A 19,897-nucleotide genomic window follows, 5' to 3' on the forward strand; every position below is an offset into this window, starting at 1 on the left:
TTCCTGCCGGGAAGAAGTGCGTACTGATCGGTCGCAGAGTTTACGCCGCCGTAACACGCCGGTCACACGACGATGGACATCGACAGTAATAGCCCGTGATTATCGAAAAGGAATAGCCGTGGAAGACGATCTAGGGCACTATCGGCCCACCGGATCGAGGCAGCCGGACGAGGACGTGCACCACCGCTGCCACCGCACTCGGGCCCGAACGCGATGCCGGGGTCTGTCGCGCCTGCGCCCCGCCGCGAGCTCACCGTCGCCCGACACGACCCTCTCCAACCGAGAAGGAACACCGATGACCAGCACCGAGATCGCCGCGCACTTCACCGCTCAGCTGTGCCTCATCCTGATCGCCTGCGTGCTGATGCGCCGGGCGGCGCAGTGGATCGGCCAGCCTCCGGTCATCGGCGAGATGATCGCCGGCGTCCTGCTCGGTCCGTCCCTGTTCGGGCTGCTCGCACCCGAGCTGCAGGCCGCGATCTTCCCGCGCGACGGCGCCGGGATGACGATCCTCTATACACTCAGTCAGCTCGGTCTCGTCTTCTACATGTTCGTCATCGGGCTCGAGTTCGACACCCGGATGGCCCGCACGAACGCCCGCGCCGTCGTCGGCGTTTCGAGCTCCGGTCTTCTCGCGCCGCTCGCGCTCGGGATCCTCTGCGCCGCACCGCTCCTGGCCGACTCCGGGATGTACTTCACCGAGGGCGTCGACTTCTGGCCCGCGGCGCTGTTCCTGGGCGCCGCCATCGCGACGACCGCGTTCCCGATGCTCGCGCGGATCATCTCCGAGCGCGGCATGGGCGGCACGCGGTCCGGCACACTCGCGCTCGCCTCCGGAGCCCTGACCGACGCCGTCTCGTGGATCCTGCTCGCCGTGGTCATCGCGGTCTTCCAGAGCGACCCGATGATCGCCGTGGCAGCCGTGCTCGGCGGGGCCGTCTATGTGGCGATCCTGCTGACGGGTGGGAAGACCCTGCTCGCCCGTTTCCTTCCGGCGAGGGGCGGGAGCGAGCTGAGCTCGTCCGCCTACATGGTCGTCCTCATCCTGGTCCTCGCGAGCGCCTGGTACACCACGGCGATCGGCATCCACTCGATCTTCGGCGGCTTCCTGCTGGGCGTGGCGATGCCGAGAGGCGCCGTGGCCGAGACAGTCATCCGCCGGACCGAGCCGTTCGTGAAGAACATGCTGCTGCCGCTCTTCTTCGTCTATTCGGGGCTGAACACCCAGATCGGGCTGGTGAACACTCCGCTGCTGTGGCTGGTCACCGTCGGGCTCATCGCCGCAGCGGTGCTCGGCAAGGGCGTCGCCTGCTACGGAGCGTCGCGGCTCCTCGGAATGGGGCGGAGCGAGTCACTCGCGGTCGGCAGCCTGATGAACGCTCGCGGCCTGATCGAGCTGATCCTGCTCAACATCGGCCTCCAGGCCGGCTTCATCACGCCGACTCTGTTCACGATGCTCGTTCTGATGGCCGTCGTCACGACACTGATGACCGCGCCGGTCTTCGACCTGGCCGTCCGCCGCGGCGGGCTCGGGATGCCGGCGTCCGCGGCGCCGACCGTCGAGCCCGCAGCGGAGCACCCGGTGGGCTGAGGGCCGGGCTGCCGGCCGGTGCGGAGAGTCCGCGCTCCCGCCGGGTGGTCTCGACGAGCACGGGGAGAGGGAGGCATCGATGGCATCGACGAGCACGGACGGAAGCCCTGCGGGACGCGGCCGGGTCGAGGACGCGGAAGCGCTCGAGCGTTTCCGGAGCCTGCTGCGGATACCGACGGTCTCCGGCCGCGACGACGCCGGGAGGGACGCCGACTTCGAGCGGTTCCTGGCGACTCTCACCGAGCTGTACCCGCGCGTGCACCACGCCCTCGAGGTCGAGCGCGTGGGCGGGTACTCGCTCGTCCTGCGCTGGCGCGGTCTCGATGCAGCGTCTCCGACAGTGCTGATGGCGCACTACGACGTCGTGCCCGCCGTGCCCGAGGACTGGAGCGTCGCCCCCTTCGGCGCCGTCGTCACCGGCGCCCCCACCGAGGCTGTCCTGCACGGCCGCGGCACCCTCGACGACAAGGGCGCGCTCGCCGCGATCCTCGAGGCCGTCGAGGAGGCGGTCGCCGACGGTCACGTCCCTCGCCACGACCTCTACCTGTGTTTCGGTCACACGGAGGAGGTGTCCGGTCAGGGCGCGTCCGCGATGGTGGCGTGGTTCCGCGACCGCGGCCTCCGCCCGGCGCTCGTCCTCGACGAAGGAGGCGCCGTGGTCGCAGACGTCTTCCCGACCGTCCGAGCACCGGCCGCTGTGGTGGGCGTGTCGGAGCGCGGCGTCGTCAGCCTGCATCTGCGCGTCACCGAGCAGGGCGGGCATGCGTCCATCCCCGCGAGACTGCCGGCGACCACACGCCTCGCACGTGCGATCGTCCGCGTCCACCGGCATCCCTTCCCCGTGGGCATCCCCGCGCCCACCCGCGAATTCCTCGCGAGGATGAGCGCCCTGGCCTCTCCTCCACTCCGCCTGGTCTTCTCGCACCTCGGTTCGACGGCGCCGCTGGTCGCACGAGCGCTGCCGTTCCTCGGCCCCGAGATGAACGCACTGGTGCGCACGACCGTGGTCGCCACCGCCCTCTCGGGGGCGCCCGCCGACAACGTGATGGCCCGGGAGGCGCGCGCGACTCTGAACGTGCGCATCCAGGTCGGCACGTCGGTGGCCGACGTCGTGCGGCACGTGCGACGGGCCGTCCGCGACGACGCGGTCGAGATCGAGCTCTCCGAGCCCTTCGAGCCCTCGCCCGTCTCTCCGTGGGCGGGCGAGGCGTGGGACCGGCTCCACGACGCGCTGGCCCGATCGCATCCCGGAGTCGTCCTGACCCCCTACATCCAGCTGGGCGCGAGCGACAGCCGCTTCTTCGCGCCGATCAGTGACGCGGTCTACCGGTTCACGCCGTTCGAGATGACGAGGGCGGAGCGTGCGAGCATCCACGGCCCGAACGAGCGGATCCGCGTCGACGCCTGGCTGCGCGGGATCCGCTTCTACCGCGCGCTGATCGCCGGGTCGTAGGACGCCCGTCGTTCGAGCCCGTGCCGCATCCGTCCTCGCTGGTCGCACCCGCCACGCCGCTGCTCAGCCGGTCGACCTCTCCGCAGAAAGCGCTGCCCATCCGTGCCGTGGAGGAGACGATCGTCGACGAGTATCAGGACGGCCTCCGGCTCGACCGCACGCCGGAAAGGACCTCGAGCGCCTGGTCGACGACGAGGTCGTCGCGACTCGCGGCGACGCTGAGCAGCGACACGCACAGGACCGATCTCGAACGCTTTGAGCGTGAACGGCTCCGCCTCCTCCACTTCCAGGGCGTCCCCGGCGCCCGCACCGACGTCGCCTGACAGCTCGACGGGAGAGGGGCGGCTAGCCCCTCCCCCCCACCCGTTACGGTGCTCCCAGCGGCAGAGCGCCTTTTCACACACGGGAAATTTCACGATGCGTCGGGACCAGCTCCACCGATCTCACCCCGGGCGCGCCACGGTGCTGCCCCCATTGGCTGCCGGTTACGAAAAGACGGACGACGTTACCGGACGAGGCTGACTTGTCTCGCGCACCTCCGATCGCGAGTCTTGGAGCTTTTAATGAGGTTCGAGGCCAAAGCACCTGGCTCTCAGGCAACACCAAGGTCACCGTAACCACAGGCGTGAGAGCGCTCCCGCGCGCGAAGTGGGCGCCCCATTGTTGACACACCTTCACGAACAGGAGTAGACCAGTATGGACGAAGGCAGCGCTGAGGAGGAAGAACATGAATCCTAGAAACGTGACCACGAAACTAACTGTCGGTATTTCCGCGGTTGCCCTTCTCGGTGCGGTGGCGGCACCCGCATACGCCGATGAATCCGTAACAAATGAATATTCGTCCGCTGCGGGCGCCGTGAATCGAGTCACGCCGAGCGAATCGACTCCAGAGGTCGGCGATAGTGGACTTCCCGCGGATGGCGGGAGCGTAATAACCACAAACGGGGCTGGAATCATCATGCCCGCGCAAGGAGCCCCGGTTGTCAGCGATGGAAACGTTGTGTATGACGGGCAACATTCAGGATCGAAGATTATCGCCCAACCGACTGCTACTGGCCTTCGATCCCTCGTGTACATCGAGGACTCTTCGGCTCCCGAGAGATACGACTTTAATTTCAATGATGCTTCAAGGTTGCAGGTCCTTCCGGATGGAGCTGTTGCCGTGCTAGGCGAACCCGAAGGGACTGAAGAGCCCCTACTGGGCGTCGTTGCAGCGCCGTGGGCCAAGGATCTAAACGGGCAGTCGGTTCCCACTCACTTTGAAGTCGAGGGAACAACCCTCACCCAAGTGGTCGAGCACAAGGAAGGAAACTACGCGTATGGGATCGTCGCTGACCCGGATTGGAACGCTTGTGCAGCGGGTGCGATCGCAGGTTTTGGCGGCGGAGCGGTCGCAGCCGGGTCAATCGGGAGCGTGATCCCATTCTGGGGGACGGCGGGCGGTGCGGTCATGGGTGGCCTGTACGGAGCTACTGCAGGCTGCATGGCCGCGGGAGGATGATCAAGAGATGAAGAAGCTACTACTTCGGCCCGTTCCCGACTCAATATTTATCATGATCGCGTTCTTTGATTTGGTCTTCAGTACCGTCATGTGTTACGTGCTCCCAGATTCCAAAGCAACCTTCGCGACCGTGGCGATGATTTCATTTGCCGGGCTCTTGTTTATTTCGTCGCGGCTCAGGAACATATCTACTTCGCACGGTGAGGGAACTCTTAATAGCAACAAAAGCTGACGAAGCCGTAAACCACTCCCAGACCGACGGCTTGGTCATCTAGAGCAGAGCGGCGGCCCGGCTGGCACAGAGACCAGCCGGGTTTTGCCATGCCACTCAACGGTTGTCGTGGCTCGGCGCTCTCGGGCGATCGCGGACCGCGCCGAGGCCTCGGCAGGTGTCCCATAATGAGCCACCTGGTTGGGCGAGCTTGTCAAGTTGTGTGTGTAAGTGGGCGGGGCCTTGGAGTTAGAGGTAGGGCTCGACGCGTTCGGGGAAGACGAGGGCGAGCTGTTCCAGGGCCTTCTTCCAGTTCGTGACGACTTGGCCCTCGACGAGCCGCCCTTCGGCCTTGCGTTTCGCGCCGCGGTCAAGTCCGCGTTCTTTCTCGCGGTCGCGGGCGCGCTTGTCTTCGATGTTGCAGATCGCCAGCCAGAGCAGCTTCACGACGGCCTGATCGTTCGGGAAGTGTCCGCGGTTCTTGGTGACCTTCCGCAGCTGGAAGTTCAGCGACTCGATCGCGTTGGTCGTGTAGATCACCCGCCTCACCTCCGTCGGGAACGCCAGGAAGGGCGTGAACCGCTCCCAGGCGTCCTCGAATACCGCCGCCGCGCGAGGGTTGGCTCGGCCCGGCTCCGACGTTGTGAACGCCTCGAGCGCGTCTCTGGCGGCCTCCGCGGTCGGGGCCTGGTAGATGGGCTTGAGCGCGGCCGCGACGGCCTTGCGCTGCCCGTAGCCGACGAACCGCATCGCGTTGCGGATGAGGTGGACGACGCAGGTCTGAACCATCGAGTTGGGCCAGGTCGCCTCGATCGCCTCGGGAAACCCGGTGAGCCCGTCGCAGCAGACGATCAGGACGTCACGGACGCCGCGGTTGGCGAGCTCGGCTCAGACCCCCGCCCAGAACTTCGCGCCCTCGGTGGCCTGGATCCAGATGCCCAGGACGTGCTTGACGCCGTCCGTGTCGACGCCGAGAGCGATGTGTGCGGCCTTGTTGCGCACGTGCCCGCCGTCGCGGACCTTGACGATCAACGCGTCGAGGTAGATCACCGGGTAGAACGCCTCCAACGGCCGCTGCTGCCACGCCAGGACCTCGTCGGCGATCTCCTCGGTGATGTTCGAGATCGTCTCGTGCGACAGGTCCGTCCCGATCGTCGATTCCAGGTGATGCTCGATGTCCCGCACCGTCATCCCGCCGGCGTAGAGCGAGACGATCATCTCGTCCAGCTGCGACAGACGCCGACTGCCCGTCGGGACCAGCCGAGGGGTGAACGACCCGTTGCGGTCCCGCGGGACGCGCAGCTCGACATCGCCGACGCTCGTGGAGACCGTCTTCGGGAACGACCCGTTCCGCGAGTCCGGGAACACGGGCGCCTCCGGGTCGCCCTTTTCGTAGCCGACATGATCGGTCAGCTCCGCCTGCAGGCCCCGCTCCAACCCGGTCTTGATCAGCTGCTGAATGAACCCGCCATCACCATCGAGCTGGATCTCGCCCGCGTCGATCTTCGCGAACAGGTCATCCATCACACCCGACTCGACCAGACGCTGCGCACCCTCGGCCTGCTGCTTCCGACGCTCCTCGCGCGTCACCTTACCGATCGCCAACTACGTGCATCCTCTCGTCAGAAGACCCACCCCTCACACACACCATTTGACGCGCTCTCGTCGACGTCCAGTTGCAGCGCTCGGGCGATCGCGCCCAGGACGCTCTCGGAGGCGCCGCCGATCTTCCCGCGCTCCAGCCGTGTGTAGTACTCGACGCTGAGTCGGGCGAGCATCGCGACCTCCTCGCGGCGCAGTCCGGGCACTCGTCGCCCACCGGTCACCGGAGGCAGCCCCGCCTGTGCCGGGGTGACGCGCGCCCGGCGCGACATGAGGAAGTCCTTGATCTCCTGCTCGATCTGCATCCTTCCACGCTATGACCTGCGCACCGACGGAGGGGGTCCCTGCCAGTGACTGCCACCGGGCGCCCGAGGGGCGAACGATGGAGGCCACACGTCGGCGACGCAGTGCAGAGCCCGTCGCAGGAATTGCCGACGAAGCGACGACGAAAGGAATCACACATGACCTCATGGCCAGCCGCAGACCTCGACCGCATCGCGGCCGCGGACGATCTGCACATCGCACCGTTCCGCGCCGATGGCACCACCCTCGGCACACCCACCTGGATCTGGTCCGTGGTCGTCGAGGGCCGCCTCTTCGTCCGCGCCTGGAACGGCACGCGCTCCCGCTGGTACCAGGCCGCGATCGCGCAGGGCGCCGGCCGGATCACCACCGCCGGCTCCACCTTCGACGTGGCGTTCGCCGCCGCAGACAACGCCCTGCACGACCGGATCGACGCGGCCTACTCCACCACGTACGCCGGCAGCAGCTATCTCCCCCCGATGATCGCCGCCGGCCCACGAGCCGCGACCGTCGAGATCACCCCCCGCGCCACGGCGTGACACGAGAAACGAGCAGCACCATGAAGATCGCCATCATCGGCACAGGAATGGTCGGTCGCGGCCTCGCCGAACGCCTCGACGGCCTCGGCCACGACGTCGTCATCGGCACGCGCGACGTCGCGAGCACCCTCGCCCGCACGGAGCCCGACGCGATGGGCACCCCGCCCTACGCTCAGTGGCAGCGCGAGCATCCCGCCGTCCGTCTGCTGACCCTCCCCGGGGCGGGCACGCACGGCGACGTCATCGTCAACGCCACCAACGGGCAGCACGCCCTGGCGGCGCTCGAGGGCGTCGGTGCGGAGCCGCTGGCCGGCAAGGTCCTGCTGGACCTCGCACTCCCCCTTGACCTGTCGGAAGGGTTCCCACCGACCCTGACGATCTCGAACACGGACAGCTTGGGCGAGCAGATCCAGCGCACCTACCCGGACACCCGTGTGGTGAAGTCGCTCAACTCCGTCTACTACCAGGTCATGGTCGACCCGACCAGGGTGCCCGGCCCGCACAGCATCTTCGTCGCCGGGAACGACACCGACGCGAAGCACACGGTCGAGGGCCTCCTCCAGGAGTTCGGCTGGCCTACCGAATCGATCATCGACCTCGGCGACATCACCGGCGCCCGCGGCGTCGAGATGTACGCACGACTCTTCTTCACCCTCTACAACGCGTTCGGGACCTTCGACTTCAACATCAACGTCACCCGCGCCCACTGACCTCCCTCCCACACACCCACACACAGGAAGCACATGGACAACACCGCAACCCTGCCCAGCGTCGGACAGACCTGGCTCGCCGACCTCGGCCCGAACACCCCGCTCGGCCACTTCACCGTCGAGATCACCTTCACCACTGACACCAGCGTCACTTTCACTGTCACCGGTGGCGCCATCAAGGGCCGCACCGAGACGATGGACTACACCACCACCGAGGTCCGCGACGGCCTCTACGTGGTGCGCTGGACCGAGCCCGACTCCCTCGACCACGTGACCCATATCGAGGACTACACCAACGGCAGCTGCATGGCCTCCTCGGTCATCGGGGGCGAATTCGTCCAGCTGCACGGGACCTGGACCCGCGTGCGCTGAACCAGTGACCCACGCCGTGCCGGCCGAGGAGGACGCGAGGTTCGCCCCCGGCCGGTGCGGCATCGACGTCGTTCGATTCCGTGATCGCTAGGCCAGATGCGGACGCCTCTGCGCGTTCTGCGGCCCGAGCCGCGAACCTCTCGGAGGCGACCACGGTGCTCGGCATCCAGGTGACGAGGCCCGATGAGGGTGACGGGCCAGGAGTTCAGAGGCACTTTAGGAGATCGTCGAAGTCGTCGTCGATTGTCCTGTCGACGTCGACGTTGACAGCGGCGTCCACCTCAGCGTCGGTCGCGTTCTCGGGAACCTGGCCTTGCCCCGGTTTGGTGGACACCTTGTGAGAGAGGATGTCGATCATGGGTCGACAGCGTCGGGAGTTCACTCCTGAGTTCAAAGAAGAGGCCGTGAAGCTGGTCGTCGGCACGGGCCGGACGGTCGCGGCGGTTGCTCGCGAGATCGATGTCCAGGAGACCACGCTGGGCCGCTGGGTGAAAGCGTTCCGCGATGACCATGCCGAGACGGATGTGCCGCTGACGGAGAACGAGCGGGCCGAATTGGCCCGGTTACGCAGGGAGAACCAGGAGCTGAAACTGGATCGGGCGTTCCTGAAAAAGCGTCGCTCTTCTTCGCCCAGGAAGCATCGGATACGAACGGGAAGCGTTCGAGCTGATGCACGCGGAGAAGAGCAATTTCAGCGTCACCCGCATGGTCCGGCTGCTCGAGGTGTCCCGGTCCGGGTACTACGCCTGGACGCGTCGCAAGCCCTCGCCGCGCGTGCTACGCCGCGAGGTTATCGAGGGGAAGATCGCCGCGTTCCACGCCGCGTCTGACGACGTCTACGGCACCCCGAGGATACTCGCGGACCTGCGCGCCGACGGCGAGGTCATCTCTCGAAAGACGGTCGCCGCAGCGATGCGCCGGCTGGGCCTGCGAGGCGTGTTCCCGCGGCGCTGGCGCACCACGACCGTCACCGACCGGGACGACGCCTACCCGGTCGATGCGGTGAAACGCGAGTGGGACACCGGCGCGCTGAACCAGGTCTGGGTCGGAGACATCACCTACCTGCGCACCTGGGAAGGCTGGCTGTATCTCGCGACCGTGATCGACGCGCACTCGCGTCGGGTCCTTGGACGGGCCATCGCCGATCACATGCGCGCAGACCTCGTCGAAGACACCCTCCGAATGGCGATCACTCTCCGCGGGCAGCTGCCGCCCGAGGTCATCTTCCACTCCGACCGCGGCACCCAATACGCGTCCGAACAGATCGAGATCTTCGCGCGAGACAACGGCCTGACACGCTCGATGGGACACACCGGAGTCTGCCGGGACAACGCGATGGCCGAGTCGTTCTTCGCGACCCTGAAAACCGAGCTCTACACCCGCCGCGTCTGGCCCACGAGAACGAAAGCCGCCCGCGAGGTCGGCGCCTGGATCGAAGCCCGCTACAACAGGCAACGCCGCCACGCCTCCCTCGACCAGCTCACGCCCGTCGAATTCGAGAACCGATACCCTGACCAGACCGCGGAAGCACAACAATCCGCATAACCCCGTGTCCACCATCCGGGGTCAAGGCCAACCTGGATTTCAATGTTCTTCTCGTCGGTTATGAGATGATCAGCACGGCGGGCCTCGCGGTGCGCCGCGGCGGCAACGTTCAGCCGACCGTTCGCGATCACCGACTTCTCGCTAGCATTCAGGTATCGACGAGAGGGTTCGCATGGACGCACTGCTTGGCCTGATCATCTTGGTTGCGATCATCTGGGCTGTGGTCTGGAATTCCGTTCCCGGAAATTCGTTGAGGTCAAGGCCGCTGGCCTGAAGGGGTCGATGGGTCGAGTGGGTTCGTGCGGTGACAACGCGACCACCGAGTCATTCTTCGCGCTGCTGCAGAAGAACGTTCTCGATCGGCAACGCTGAAAGACTCGGCAGGATCTGCGCCTCGCGATCGTCACCTGGATCGAGAGCACCTACCACCGCCGACGGCGACAACACATCCTCGGCCGCCTCACCCCAACCGAGTTTAAGATGATCGAAACCGCCGCACTCGCGGCGTAGAAAACGAGTCAACGAAACCTTCAGTCCCCCGGCCACCGTGGCCACATCGCCATCGCTACAGGGCCCGGAACCACCTTCACGATAACAATCCCCCGTAACTCAATACGGTCATAGACCCTCGTCCAGCCCGTGATCGACGTGGCGGGCCAACGTCCTCTGATGAGACTCCTCTCGTCGCCCCTAACACCGCCTCTCCCTACGGTGCCGCCTTCCACGACGTACCGGTTCGCCCTGAGGCGGAACCGTAGAGATTGCACTGGCTACTGGAAAAGTTCGGCGTTCTCCGTGATCCAATCGGGGATGGAGCGGGGTGCCCGCCCAAGCACGTCCGCGACGGTCGAGGTTCTTTCGGTGCTGGCTCCCGATGCGAAGGACTCGACATCGATTCCGATGATGAGCTCAACGGTCCATTCGGACATTCCGAGGGACAGCAGTGCGGCACGCTGTTCGTCGGGGGTTCGGTGGGTGTACGTCACGGTGCGCCCGATAGCTCGCGAGATGTGCTCGGCAATGGCATCCACAGTGAGCCCGTCAGGGCCGGTGAGGTGGTAGGCCCTGCGAACCGGGCCACTCGCTTCGCCGCTCAGGATAAGGCGGGTCGCCACGTCCCCGACGTCACGAACATCGATGAGGTTGGCGTGACGAGTCCCCGCCGCTCCGCCCCAGAGGTTGTTCTTAATGAGTTGGGCCTGAGCGCCGATAACAGCGGTGAAGGTCATCGGTCGCAGCAGGCTGTATCCGATGTCGACCGTGCTGAGGTGGTTCTCTACCTGGAGGTGCCAGTCCAAGGGGTGAATCTGGGAGGGCCAGCTCCACGAACTCACCTTCACCAGGTGCTCGACTCCGGCATTCACGGCGGCGTCGATGAGGGCAATTTCCTGACGAGCCTGGTCGTCGGAGCTGCCCAACGAGATGACCAGCACGCTTGCGCCGTCGACGGCGGATGCAATAGACGCGGGGTCCTCATAGTCGATCTGCACGTTCGTGATCTGACGATTCGTGGTGTCCGGCCCTGACGGCGTTCGGCTCAGTGAACGGACGGCGACTCCTCCCCCGGCCAGTCCCTCCACGATTACGCTGCCGACCTTACCTGTCGCTCCAGCTACGGCGATCAGCTTGGGTGGTGATAGGTCATTCATGTCTGTTCCTTTTCCTTGTGATGACGGCGTGGGTGGGCGCGGAATGCGCCACCTTCTAACCGCAGAAATACGCCTGACTCGCGTTATGGTGGCTTTTCGTCGGCCGTGGTGGCGGCTCAGCCTCGCCTGGCGACGGCGGCACGGGCCGAGTGCCAGAGGGTGCGGGGGTTGTCGCGGTCACCGTGCAGCTCGAGCATCGCGTGGACGATGCCCTCAATGCCGTGGTCCTCGTTGACGATGCGGCTGAAGTCGCGAAGGTACTGCTGGCTCGCGGCGATGATCTCGGGGCGGTCGGGGGCACCGACGCTCTTGTGCCCCGCGACGACGACCTTGGGCTTCAGGTCGGCGACACTCTCCAGGCTGGCTATCCACGCCTCGCGGGTCTGCTCGTCCGTTTCTGCTGTCATCATGTGCACGCCGTTGTAGACGACGTCACCGCCGATCACCGCAGCGACGGACGGGACGTGAAGAACAGTGGAGAACTCGGTATCGCCCTGGCCCACCGGGACAGCCCGCAATATGCGGCTCTCCAGCTCGAACTCGCTGCCGTCCAGGGGCTCCGGTAGGACGGGGGTCCGTGGCAGCTCTCCAGGAAAGCTGGCCTTCCAGTAGGCGGACACGTTTGGGTCCGTGGCCTCGAACCGCGCACGTTCGACTATCTCGGGGGTGGCGATACCGCGAGCCTCGGGGAAGTGCTCCTGGAGGCGGGCGAGGCCGATCCAATGATCCTGGTGCCCATGGGTGATGTAGACACCAGTGATGCGTTTTCCAAAGCCCCGCACCCAACCGGCGAGCGAGTCGACCTGGTCACGGGTGATGAGCGTGTCGACCAGGATGGCCTCCTCCGCTCCCGCGATCAGCGTGCTGCTCATGGGCGACCACATCGGGTCATCGCCCGGACCTCGTGCTGGAGCGCCTGCAAATGGGCGCATCGGTGCGACGTAGACATCGACGGCGAGATCGTTCGGGTTCATGCGCGTACCTCCTGAGCACAGTCGGGATGAGTCCGACGGGTTATGCTATGTACCATAGCATAGACTGGCGAGGTTTGCTGAACAGTGAGGAAGGATGGTCTCCATGGCAGAGGGCGTGCGTGAGGCGATGATCAGGGAGGCATGGTTCCTGATCGCCGAGCGAGGACTAGAGGGCATGTCGACTCGCGAGGTGCTCGCCCGGACCGGAGCACCGCGCGGCTCCGTGTACCACCACTTCCCTCGCGGCCGTACGGAACTGATCGAACTCGCCATCGACCACTCCCGGCAGTGGATGCAGGACCAGATCGCCGCGATGCAGGCGCGGACTCCGCGCGAGGTGGTCTCCGGTTACATCGACATCTGGCGCAGGGTGGTCGAGGGCACGGATTTTCGTGCAGGCTGCGCGATGGCCGGGGCGACAACCGGTGGACATGACCCGGCGATTCTCGATCAGGCAGAGGCTGCCTTCACGGCCACTGGCGAAGCACTCGCGGCTCGGCTCGAACAGGCTGGAGTAGCGCCAGACGAGGCGGCGCAACGCGCCAGCTTCCTGGTGATTGCAGCAGAAGGCGCCGTCATCCTGGCGCGCGCAAGGCGTAGCAGTGACCCGCTCGACCTCGTTGAAGCGCGGGTCGGCTGACGTCGTACATCCGTATGCGACAGTCCCGTACGACCAAACTCCCGCATGCAACGCGTTCGGTTGCGAGCATTCAGATACTTATGTAGTATCGAAACATGCCTGGAGCAAATACCCAGTTCTCCATCGCCGCGCATGTGCTGGCGGCGATAGCGCTGTACGACGGAACGTTCACGTCGGAGCATCTCGCAGGGAGCGTGAACACGAACCCTGTCTTCGTCAAGAGGATCCTCGTGAAGCTCTCGAAGGCCAACCTGGTGGTTTCACGTGTGGGCAAGTCTGGTGGATACGCCTTGGCTCGGCGCCCTGAGATGATCTCGCTCCTTGAGGTCCACTCGGCAGTCACTACTCCGGAGCCGTTCGCCATCCATAGCTATCCCGAGAGGCAAGACTGTGTCGTGAGTCGCAATATCAAGGATGTCCTGGGGGATCTGCGGTCTGAGGCACAAACGGTTCTCGAGGGCGAGCTGCGGCGGACTTCACTGGCGGACGTGGTGTCGAAGATCAGAGCGCAATCGATCTAAGCCGACCCGACGCCAGCCCTTATCCAGCTATTTTTTAACCATAAAACATACTTATGTGGTATCTATATCACGAGAGGAACGAACAATGGCGGGAATTAACAGAGGCAGCGGAGCGAAGCGAGGCGGTGAGGCACGCACTGCGGTGCTGATCGGCGTGACCGGAGGGTTCGGCAATGCGCTGGCGAAGCTCCTCTCGAATGAAGGCTTTAGGCTGGTGCTCGCTGCGAGGAGCGAGAACGATCCCGCAGCACTGACAGGCCGCAATGACGGTTCGGCCATCTACGTGCGCGCCGACGTCTCCGATCCGGCGAGCCTCGAAAAGCTGGTGGCCGAGTCGTTTGATCACCTCGGCCGGATTGATGCGGTGGTGAATCTCGCGGGCGTGTCTCCGCGCAGGGCGATCGACGCGTATACGCCGGCTGACGTCGATTCGCTGCTTTCCATCAACGTGAAGGGGCCGATCTTCGTGACCCAGGCGTTTCTGCCGGGAATGCTCAAGCAAGCCGGCGGTGGTGTCATCGTGCATCTGGGCGGCGCCATGGACGGCCGGGTCGGGCTCCCGATGATGAGCGCGTATGCGGCGACCCGCAGCGCGTTGGCGGGCTACGTGCAAGCCTCGAACCGCGAACTTGCCGGGACCGATGTGTCTCTCTCCTTCTTCGGACCTGCGCCCGCGAACACAGAGTCGGAGTCGGCATTCTTCGGCATGTGGGACAAGATGAAGGTCTCGCTCGTCGAGCCCGAGCAAGTCGCTCGAGAAATCCTCATGACCATCCGCAGTCGACGCACATTGCACGTTATGGGCGGCGGCATGATGCGGATGATGGCGTCCGTCAACGCCATATCACCATCAGCTGCCGATGCGATCGGTTTGCGGCGATTCGGGAATCTCGTCACGCAGTACAACCCGCGCTGAATCTCGGCCAGGGGCGCGGCTGCGCTCCTGGCTGGCCTCTCCCCGTCGGAGATACAGCGGAGGACGACGCTCCCCCGCCTCCGCTGGCCGACACCACGGTGGGAGAATAACATTCTGGGTCTCAACCGGCGCGAACGCCAGCGACGTCAAATTACCCGCCAGCCGCACCGAAGTCAACGTCGTACTCGCCCGCTACGAGACGAGCTGGTACACCGCCGGTGCAGCGACTCGCAGACGCAGGCGCTCGCCCGGATCCGGTCCAGGGGATCCAGCGCTCCGGAAAGGGTTTTCGTGAGGAAACCGTGGTGCCCCTGGAGGGACTCGAACCCCCAACCTGCTCCTTAGGACGGAGTCGCTCTTCCATTGAGCTACAGAGGCTGGCGGAGCCAGTGTACCCGCCGCATCCCGCCGCCCGCGAAGCGCGCCCCGGCCATCGCGCTGACCTCGCCCCACTTGACGCCGAGCCCGCTCAGCCTGCATGGTTAGTTGCCGAACCAATGAACCACACAACCGGTACCGGAAGGAGCCCGCGTGGACGACTCCCGCCCGCTCTTCCTCCAGATCGCCGAGCAGCTCGAGAACGAGATCATCGCCGGGGCTCTGCCGGAGGAGTCACAGGTCCCGTCGTCGAACGAGTTCGCTGCGTTCCACCGCATCAATCCGGCCACTGCCGGCAAGGGCGTGAACCTCCTCGTCGACGACGGGGTGCTCTACAAGAAGAGAGGGATCGGCATGTTCGTCGCCGAGGGAGCGCGCAGCCGGCTGGTCGAGAAGCGCCGCACGCAGTTCCGCGACCAGTTCGTCGCTCCACTGCTCGCCGAGGCCGCCAAGCTCGGCCTCAGCACCGAGCAGCTCGCCGACATGATCAGAGAAGGAGGATCGCGATGAGCGCGGTCATCGAGGTCCACGACCTCAGCAAGCACTACGGCCGGATGCGCGCCGTCGACGGCGTCGGCTTAGCGCTGGAGGAGAACCGGATCCACGGGCTCCTCGGCCGCAACGGCGCGGGCAAGACGACGCTGATGTCGCTGCTCACCGGCCAGGAGTTCGCCAACTCGGGCGAGATCCGCGTCTTCGGGCAGTCGCCGGTCGAGAACGCCGCCGTCCTCTCCCGCACCTGCTTCATCAAGGAGAGCCAGAAGTACCCGGACGACTTCACGGTGAAGCACGTGCTGCGCAGCGCCCCCTGGTTCTTCGACGGCTGGGACGAGGCGTTCGCCCGAGGGCTCGTCGAGGACTTCCGCCTCCCTGTCGACCGCAAGATCAAGAAGCTCTCACGCGGACAGCTCTCGGTGATCGGAGTGATCGTCGGTCTCGCCTCCCGCGCCCCGCGATCCTCCGCCGGGCGACCCCGCGCAGCTGAGGAGTGAACCGGGAGGCGGAACCACCCCGGCCGAGCATCGCAAGGCCCTTCCGCCCCGGTCGTCCAGCTGCGAGCGTGGCCCCATGGCCGACTCCCCCGCCCCGTCCCTCCTGCCCGTCCCCGAGCACAGCTGGGTCGCGAGGCCCGCCGACGCCGAGCTGACCCAGGACACGCTCGACACGGTCGACGCCTGGTGGCGCGCCGCGAACTACCTCGCCGTCGGGCAGATCTACCTGCTGGCCAACCCGCTCCTGAAGACCCCGCTGAGCCGCGAGGACATCAAGCCCCGCCTCCTCGGCCACTGGGGCACGACCCCCGGGCTCAACCTGATCTACGCGCACCTCAACCGCGTGATCCGCGAGCGCCTTCAGCCGACCCTCTACGTCACCGGCCCCGGACACGGCGGTCCCGGCATGGTCGCCAACGCCTACCTCGACGGGACCTACAGCGAGATCTACTCGCACATCGACGAGTCGGAGGAGGGACTGCGCCGACTGTTCCGCCAGTTCAGCTTCCCGGGCGGCATCCCGAGCCACGCCGCTCCCGAGACCCCCGGCAGCATCCACGAGGGCGGCGAGCTCGGCTATGCGCTCAGCCATGCCTACGGCGCCGCCTTCGACAACCCGGACCTCCTGGTCGCCGCGGTCATCGGCGACGGCGAGGCCGAGACGGGACCGCTGGCCACCAGCTGGCACTCGAACAAGTTCCTGAACCCGCTCAACGACGGAGTGGTCCTGCCGATCCTGCACCTCAACGGCTGGAAGATCGCGAACCCGACCATCCTGGCCCGCATCCCGCAGGAGGAACTCGAGAGCCTGCTCCGCGGCTACGGCCACGAGCCGTTCCTCGTCGAGGGCGGTTTCGACGGCGAGGACCCGATGCGCGTGCACGAGCGGTTCGCCGACGTCCTCGACACCGTGCTCGACCGCATCGCCGCGATCAAAGAGCGCGCGGCAGCGGGCGATCTCAGCCGCCAGGCCTGGCCCATGATCATCCTGAAGACCCCGAAGGGCTGGACCTGCCCGACGGAGATCGACGGCGCACAGGTGGAGGGCACCTACCGCGCCCACCAGGTGCCGCTGCCCAACGCCCGCGACACGGAGGCGCACACCCGCCTCCTCGAGGACTGGATGCGCTCCTACCGCCCCGAGGAGCTGTTCACCGAGGACGGCGGAATCGTCGCCGGCGTCCGGTCCCTCGCGCCCGACGGCGAGCTGCGGATGAGCGCCACGCCGCACGCGAACGGCGGCCTGCTGCGGCAGACGCTCGACCTCCCCGACTTCCGCCGCTACGAGGTGGTCGTCGAGCAGCCGGGCGGCACGGTCGCCGAGGCGACCAAGGTGCTGGGCGAGTGGCTCGCCGACGTCATCCGAGCCAACCCGACCGACTTCCGTCTCTTCGGGCCTGACGAGGTCGCGAGCAACCGCCTGCAGTCGGTCTACGCCGCCACCGACAAGCAGTGGTCGGCCGAGCTCAGCCCGCTCGACGACCACCTCGCACGCGCCGGCCGGGTGATGGAGGTGCTCTCTGAGCACCAGTGCCAGGGCTGGCTGGAGGGCTACCTCCTCACCGGCCGCCACGGGGTGTTCACCTGCTATGAGGCGTTCATCCACATCATCGACTCGATGGTGAACCAGCACGCGAAGTGGCTCGACGGCTCCCGCGACATCGAGTGGCGCCGTCCGATCGCGAGCCTCAACTACCTGCTCTCGAGCCACGTCTGGCGTCAGGACCACAACGGCTTCAGCCACCAGGACCCGGGCTTCATCGACCACGTGGTCAACAAGAAGCCGGAGGTGGTCCGCGTCTACCTGCCCTTCGACGCGAACACACTCCTCTCGACCTACGACCACTGCCTCCGCAGCGTCGACTACGTCAACGTCGTCGTCGCGGGCAAGCAGCCCTCGCCCCAGTGGCTGACGATGGCGGAGGCGGTCACCCACTGCACTCGCGGCCTCGGCATCCTGGAGTGGGCGAGCAGCGAACGGCCCGGCGAGTCTCCGGACGTCGTGCTCGCCTGCGCGGGTGATGTGCCGACCCTCGAGACCCTCGCCGCGGTGAGCATCCTGCGCGAGAAGCTGCCGGACCTCGCGATCCGCACCGTCAACGTCGTCGACCTCATGCGGTTGATGTCCGAGTCGGAGCACCCGCACGGGCTCTCGGACAACGAGTTCGACGCGATCTTCACGCCGGACCGCCCGATCGTGTTCGCCTATCACGGCTATCCGTGGCTGATCCACCGACTGACCTACAAGCGTGCCGGCCACGGCAACCTGCACGTGCGCGGCTACAAGGAGAACGGGACGACCACCACTCCGTTCGACATGGTGATGCTCAACGACCTCGACCGCTATTCGCTCGTGATCGACGTCATCGATCGCACCCCCGGCCTCGGTTCCCGTGCCGCGGGCCTCCGCCAGGAGATGCAGGACGCCCGCATCCGAGCCAGGGCCTACACCCGCGAGCACGGCGAAGACATCCCCGAGGTCGCGAACTGGGCCTGGTCCGGTGAGCGCTCCGGCAACGCGAGCGCCAGCACCGGCGCTGACAACGAGTGACACGGCGCGAGGGGCGGCCTCGGCAGCGTTGTCGTCAGGCCGCGGGGGCGAGGTAGTCGTCCCAGTCGGGGATCGTCCGCTCCGCGCCGCGCACGAGCCAGGAGCCGGCGCGCGGCATCCGGGGGACGGTGCGCAGGCGCCAGCCCATCTCCTGCGGCGTCCGATCGCTCTTGAGGTTGTTGCAGCGCTGGCAGCAGGCGACGAGGTTCTCCCAGGTGTCGCGGCCACCGCGCGACTTCGGCTGGATGTGGTCGATCGTCGCCGCGTGCTGTCCGCAGTACCCGCAGCGGTGGTTGTCGCGTCGCAGAACTCCCCGGCGCGAGACCGGCACCTTGCGGCCGTTCGGGATGCGGACGTACCGGGTCAGGACGATCACCGACGGACGCACGTAGTCGCCCTGCGCGCCGTGCACCGGATTGCCCTCGTCAGCGGCGATGACGGTCGCCTTCTCGGTCATCAGCAGGACCAGTGCCCGCTTGAACGAGACGACGGCGAGCGGCTCGTAGCCGGCGTTGAGAACCAGGGTGCGCATCAGTGACCTCCGTGCTGTCGCACGCCGTCCCGCGGAGTCGTCGCGACCACGAGCGAGGGCGCCGTCGCGAGGACGGCGCCCTGGGAGGCCACGGCGCAGCGCCGCGTGATGGCGTGGGTCCGTATCCGCGTGTCGGAGGAGTGCACCGCCGCGGCGAGGACCCGCGCGCGTACCGACTCGGCCGGCCGCACGCGCGAGCGCGTCCCCACGCTGTGGCGCCCGCTCCGCTCGGCCATTCCGGCACTCCGTCCCTCGACGAATACGTCCGCTCGTCACGTGAGCGGACTGAGGATCAGGTTAACCCTTCGTGCCCCGAACGCCAGCGGTCCGGCCGGATTCGTCACACGTCGTTCACGTACACCAATGACGAGAGCCCGCCCCTCGGTGAAGGGGCGGGCTCTCGTCATCGGCGGGTCGATCAGCCGTTGATGCGCACGATCCGGTAGTCGGAGGTCCACAGGGGTTGGACGCGGACGCTCGCGCCCTCGTACGGCGCGTGCAGGATGTTGTCGTTGCCGGCGTAGAAGCGTCGTGGCCGTCCATGATGACGAGATCGCCGGGCTGCGCATCGGCGAGCGAGACCGGGGTGCCCATGGCGCCCTGGCCCGCAGCCGAGTGCGGCATGGAGATGCCGTACTGGGCGAAGACATACATCACGAAGCCGGAGCAGTCGAAGCCGCTCGGGTCCGCGCCACCGAAGACGTAGGGGACGCCCTGGTACTGCATCGCCGTGGCGAACACGGACGAGAGGCTGTATCCGGTGGTCGGCGGGGCCGCGGCGATCTCAGGCGCGGAAGCGCCGGAGTAGGAGTTGAACTCCTCGGCGGTCTCGGCGCGCGCCTGGGCGACGTCGGTGGTGTCGGCGACCGGCTCGGCCACCGGCTCCGGAGCGGCGACCGGCTCAGGAGCGGGCGGCG

Annotated in this window: 18 protein-coding genes, 1 tRNA gene and 4 pseudogenes; 15 read left to right on the top strand and 8 right to left on the bottom strand. The window is 66.5% G+C overall.

What is annotated here, in order from left to right; translation table 11 throughout:
• Positions 1-295 precede the first annotated feature (295 nt).
• From ACH61_RS02545 to ACH61_RS16700, 4 genes are all read left to right on the top strand, one after another.
• A complete protein-coding gene (locus ACH61_RS02545) occupies positions 296-1,591 on the top strand; it encodes a cation:proton antiporter (protein ID WP_068208213.1) in 1,296 nt (431 codons plus the stop codon).
• Positions 1,592-1,670: 79 nt separating this feature from the next.
• The gene (locus ACH61_RS02550) at positions 1,671-3,044 is read left to right on the top strand and encodes a M20/M25/M40 family metallo-hydrolase (RefSeq protein ID WP_068208216.1); all 1,374 of its coding nucleotides are present in this window, start codon (positions 1,671-1,673) and stop codon (positions 3,042-3,044) included.
• A 20-nt stretch (positions 3,045-3,064) separates the two neighbouring features.
• The gene (locus ACH61_RS02555; protein WP_068208220.1) at positions 3,065-3,367 is read left to right on the top strand and encodes a hypothetical protein; all 303 of its coding nucleotides are present in this window, start codon (positions 3,065-3,067) and stop codon (positions 3,365-3,367) included.
• Between the two features lie 404 nt (positions 3,368-3,771).
• A complete protein-coding gene (locus ACH61_RS16700) occupies positions 3,772-4,545 on the top strand; it encodes a hypothetical protein (RefSeq protein ID WP_132504890.1) in 774 nt (257 codons plus the stop codon).
• A gap of 460 nt (positions 4,546-5,005) precedes the next feature.
• Here ACH61_RS16700 and ACH61_RS02560 read toward each other — a convergent pair.
• Both ACH61_RS02560 and ACH61_RS02565 read right to left on the bottom strand, forming a co-directional pair.
• A pseudogene (locus tag ACH61_RS02560) lies at positions 5,006-6,280 on the bottom strand (IS256 family transposase).
• Between the two features lie 131 nt (positions 6,281-6,411).
• Positions 6,412-6,663: pseudogene (locus ACH61_RS02565) on the bottom strand (helix-turn-helix domain-containing protein); the annotation flags it as partial.
• A 156-nt stretch (positions 6,664-6,819) separates the two neighbouring features.
• On the opposite strand from ACH61_RS02565, the gene ACH61_RS02570 reads away from it, so the two are divergent.
• The 3 genes from ACH61_RS02570 to ACH61_RS02580 are packed head-to-tail and all read left to right on the top strand — an operon-like array spanning position 6,820 to position 8,282.
• Positions 6,820-7,200 carry a DUF2255 family protein gene (locus ACH61_RS02570; RefSeq protein WP_068208227.1) on the top strand — a complete coding sequence of 127 codons (381 nt, stop codon included), beginning with the start codon at positions 6,820-6,822 and terminating at the stop codon, positions 7,198-7,200.
• Between the two features lie 20 nt (positions 7,201-7,220).
• Positions 7,221-7,910, top strand: coding sequence for an NADPH-dependent F420 reductase (locus ACH61_RS02575; protein ID WP_068208230.1), 690 nt, complete (start codon positions 7,221-7,223; stop codon positions 7,908-7,910).
• 33 nt (positions 7,911-7,943) lie between these two features.
• Positions 7,944-8,282 (top strand): MoaF-related domain-containing protein, encoded by a 339-nt coding sequence (locus ACH61_RS02580; RefSeq protein WP_068208231.1) that lies wholly within the window; start codon positions 7,944-7,946, stop codon positions 8,280-8,282.
• Positions 8,283-8,487: 205 nt separating this feature from the next.
• Here the strand turns inward: ACH61_RS02580 and ACH61_RS17220 are convergent, their stop codons facing one another.
• Positions 8,488-8,640 (bottom strand): hypothetical protein, encoded by a 153-nt coding sequence (locus ACH61_RS17220; protein WP_158286100.1) that lies wholly within the window; start codon positions 8,638-8,640, stop codon positions 8,488-8,490.
• Between ACH61_RS17220 and ACH61_RS02585 the strand changes: the two genes are divergently transcribed.
• A protein-coding gene (locus tag ACH61_RS02585; protein ID WP_153038780.1) for an IS3 family transposase occupies positions 8,630-9,827 on the top strand; the annotation gives its coding sequence in 2 pieces (ribosomal slippage) (positions 8,630-8,892 and positions 8,891-9,827; 1,200 coding nt in all). The two genes, ACH61_RS17220 and ACH61_RS02585, sit on opposite strands and share 11 nt — an antisense overlap.
• A gap of 210 nt (positions 9,828-10,037) precedes the next feature.
• Positions 10,038-10,337: pseudogene (locus ACH61_RS16005) on the top strand (integrase core domain-containing protein); the annotation flags it as partial.
• 260 nt (positions 10,338-10,597) lie between these two features.
• Here ACH61_RS16005 and ACH61_RS02590 read toward each other — a convergent pair.
• Entirely contained in the window at positions 10,598-11,476 is an 879-nt protein-coding gene (locus tag ACH61_RS02590) for an NAD(P)H-binding protein (RefSeq protein ID WP_068208236.1), read from the bottom strand.
• A gap of 116 nt (positions 11,477-11,592) precedes the next feature.
• Positions 11,593-12,450 carry an MBL fold metallo-hydrolase gene (locus tag ACH61_RS02595; protein ID WP_068208239.1) on the bottom strand — a complete coding sequence of 286 codons (858 nt, stop codon included), beginning with the start codon at positions 12,448-12,450 and terminating at the stop codon, positions 11,593-11,595.
• Positions 12,451-12,553: 103 nt separating this feature from the next.
• Here ACH61_RS02595 and ACH61_RS02600 point away from each other — a divergent pair, with 103 nt between their 5' ends.
• The 3 genes from ACH61_RS02600 (at position 12,554) to ACH61_RS02610 (ending at position 14,527) form a co-directional block, all read left to right on the top strand.
• A complete protein-coding gene (locus tag ACH61_RS02600) occupies positions 12,554-13,090 on the top strand; it encodes a TetR/AcrR family transcriptional regulator (RefSeq protein WP_158286101.1) in 537 nt (178 codons plus the stop codon).
• A 95-nt stretch (positions 13,091-13,185) separates the two neighbouring features.
• Positions 13,186-13,611, top strand: coding sequence for an Rrf2 family transcriptional regulator (locus ACH61_RS02605; RefSeq protein WP_068208241.1), 426 nt, complete (start codon positions 13,186-13,188; stop codon positions 13,609-13,611).
• 85 nt (positions 13,612-13,696) lie between these two features.
• Entirely contained in the window at positions 13,697-14,527 is an 831-nt protein-coding gene (locus tag ACH61_RS02610; RefSeq protein WP_158286102.1) for an SDR family NAD(P)-dependent oxidoreductase, read from the top strand.
• Positions 14,528-14,830: 303 nt separating this feature from the next.
• Here ACH61_RS02610 and ACH61_RS02615 read toward each other — a convergent pair.
• Positions 14,831-14,905, bottom strand: a tRNA-Arg gene (locus tag ACH61_RS02615).
• 153 nt (positions 14,906-15,058) lie between these two features.
• On the opposite strand from ACH61_RS02615, the gene ACH61_RS02620 reads away from it, so the two are divergent.
• The 3 genes and pseudogenes from ACH61_RS02620 to ACH61_RS02630 all read left to right on the top strand — a co-directional run bounded on the left by ACH61_RS02620 (position 15,059) and on the right by ACH61_RS02630 (position 18,448).
• Positions 15,059-15,415 (top strand): GntR family transcriptional regulator, encoded by a 357-nt coding sequence (locus tag ACH61_RS02620; RefSeq protein WP_068208247.1) that lies wholly within the window; start codon positions 15,059-15,061, stop codon positions 15,413-15,415.
• Positions 15,412-15,855: pseudogene (locus ACH61_RS02625) on the top strand (ATP-binding cassette domain-containing protein); the annotation flags it as partial. The gene ACH61_RS02620 and the pseudogene ACH61_RS02625, both read left to right, overlap by 4 nt.
• Before the next feature lie 118 nt (positions 15,856-15,973).
• Positions 15,974-18,448 (top strand): phosphoketolase family protein, encoded by a 2,475-nt coding sequence (locus tag ACH61_RS02630; protein ID WP_068208251.1) that lies wholly within the window; start codon positions 15,974-15,976, stop codon positions 18,446-18,448.
• A 34-nt stretch (positions 18,449-18,482) separates the two neighbouring features.
• On the opposite strand, the gene ACH61_RS02635 is transcribed toward ACH61_RS02630, so the two are convergent.
• Positions 18,483-18,980 (bottom strand): HNH endonuclease, encoded by a 498-nt coding sequence (locus ACH61_RS02635; RefSeq protein WP_068208254.1) that lies wholly within the window; start codon positions 18,978-18,980, stop codon positions 18,483-18,485.
• A 351-nt stretch (positions 18,981-19,331) separates the two neighbouring features.
• Positions 19,332-19,897 (bottom strand): C40 family peptidase (locus ACH61_RS02645; RefSeq protein WP_161489621.1); only part of this gene is annotated, 566 nt, incomplete at its 5' end.

Origin of the sequence: Rathayibacter tanaceti, assembly GCF_001634385.1 — a bacterium.
GTDB classification, from domain to species: domain Bacteria; phylum Actinomycetota; class Actinomycetes; order Actinomycetales; family Microbacteriaceae; genus Rathayibacter; species Rathayibacter tanaceti.

Excerpts from the sequence above, each read along its gene's own strand:
- ACH61_RS02575 (WP_068208230.1), top strand. The coding sequence starts at position 7,221 with ATGAAGATCGCCATCATCGGCACAGGAATGGTCGGTCGCGGCCTCGCC.
- ACH61_RS02545 (WP_068208213.1), top strand. The coding sequence starts at position 296 with ATGACCAGCACCGAGATCGCCGCGCACTTCACCGCTCAGCTGTGCCTC.
- ACH61_RS02630 (WP_068208251.1), top strand. The coding sequence starts at position 15,974 with ATGGCCGACTCCCCCGCCCCGTCCCTCCTGCCCGTCCCCGAGCACAGC.
- ACH61_RS17220 (WP_158286100.1), bottom strand. The coding sequence starts at position 8,640 with ATGATCGACATCCTCTCTCACAAGGTGTCCACCAAACCGGGGCAAGGC.
- ACH61_RS02550 (WP_068208216.1), top strand. The coding sequence starts at position 1,671 with ATGGCATCGACGAGCACGGACGGAAGCCCTGCGGGACGCGGCCGGGTC.
- ACH61_RS02570 (WP_068208227.1), top strand. The coding sequence starts at position 6,820 with ATGACCTCATGGCCAGCCGCAGACCTCGACCGCATCGCGGCCGCGGAC.
- ACH61_RS02610 (WP_158286102.1), top strand. The coding sequence starts at position 13,697 with ATGGCGGGAATTAACAGAGGCAGCGGAGCGAAGCGAGGCGGTGAGGCA.
- ACH61_RS02590 (WP_068208236.1), bottom strand. The coding sequence starts at position 11,476 with ATGAATGACCTATCACCACCCAAGCTGATCGCCGTAGCTGGAGCGACA.
- ACH61_RS02580 (WP_068208231.1), top strand. The coding sequence starts at position 7,944 with ATGGACAACACCGCAACCCTGCCCAGCGTCGGACAGACCTGGCTCGCC.
- ACH61_RS02600 (WP_158286101.1), top strand. The coding sequence starts at position 12,554 with ATGGCAGAGGGCGTGCGTGAGGCGATGATCAGGGAGGCATGGTTCCTG.
- ACH61_RS02605 (WP_068208241.1), top strand. The coding sequence starts at position 13,186 with ATGCCTGGAGCAAATACCCAGTTCTCCATCGCCGCGCATGTGCTGGCG.
- ACH61_RS02635 (WP_068208254.1), bottom strand. The coding sequence starts at position 18,980 with ATGCGCACCCTGGTTCTCAACGCCGGCTACGAGCCGCTCGCCGTCGTC.
- ACH61_RS02595 (WP_068208239.1), bottom strand. The coding sequence starts at position 12,450 with ATGAACCCGAACGATCTCGCCGTCGATGTCTACGTCGCACCGATGCGC.
- ACH61_RS16700 (WP_132504890.1), top strand. The coding sequence starts at position 3,772 with ATGAATCCTAGAAACGTGACCACGAAACTAACTGTCGGTATTTCCGCG.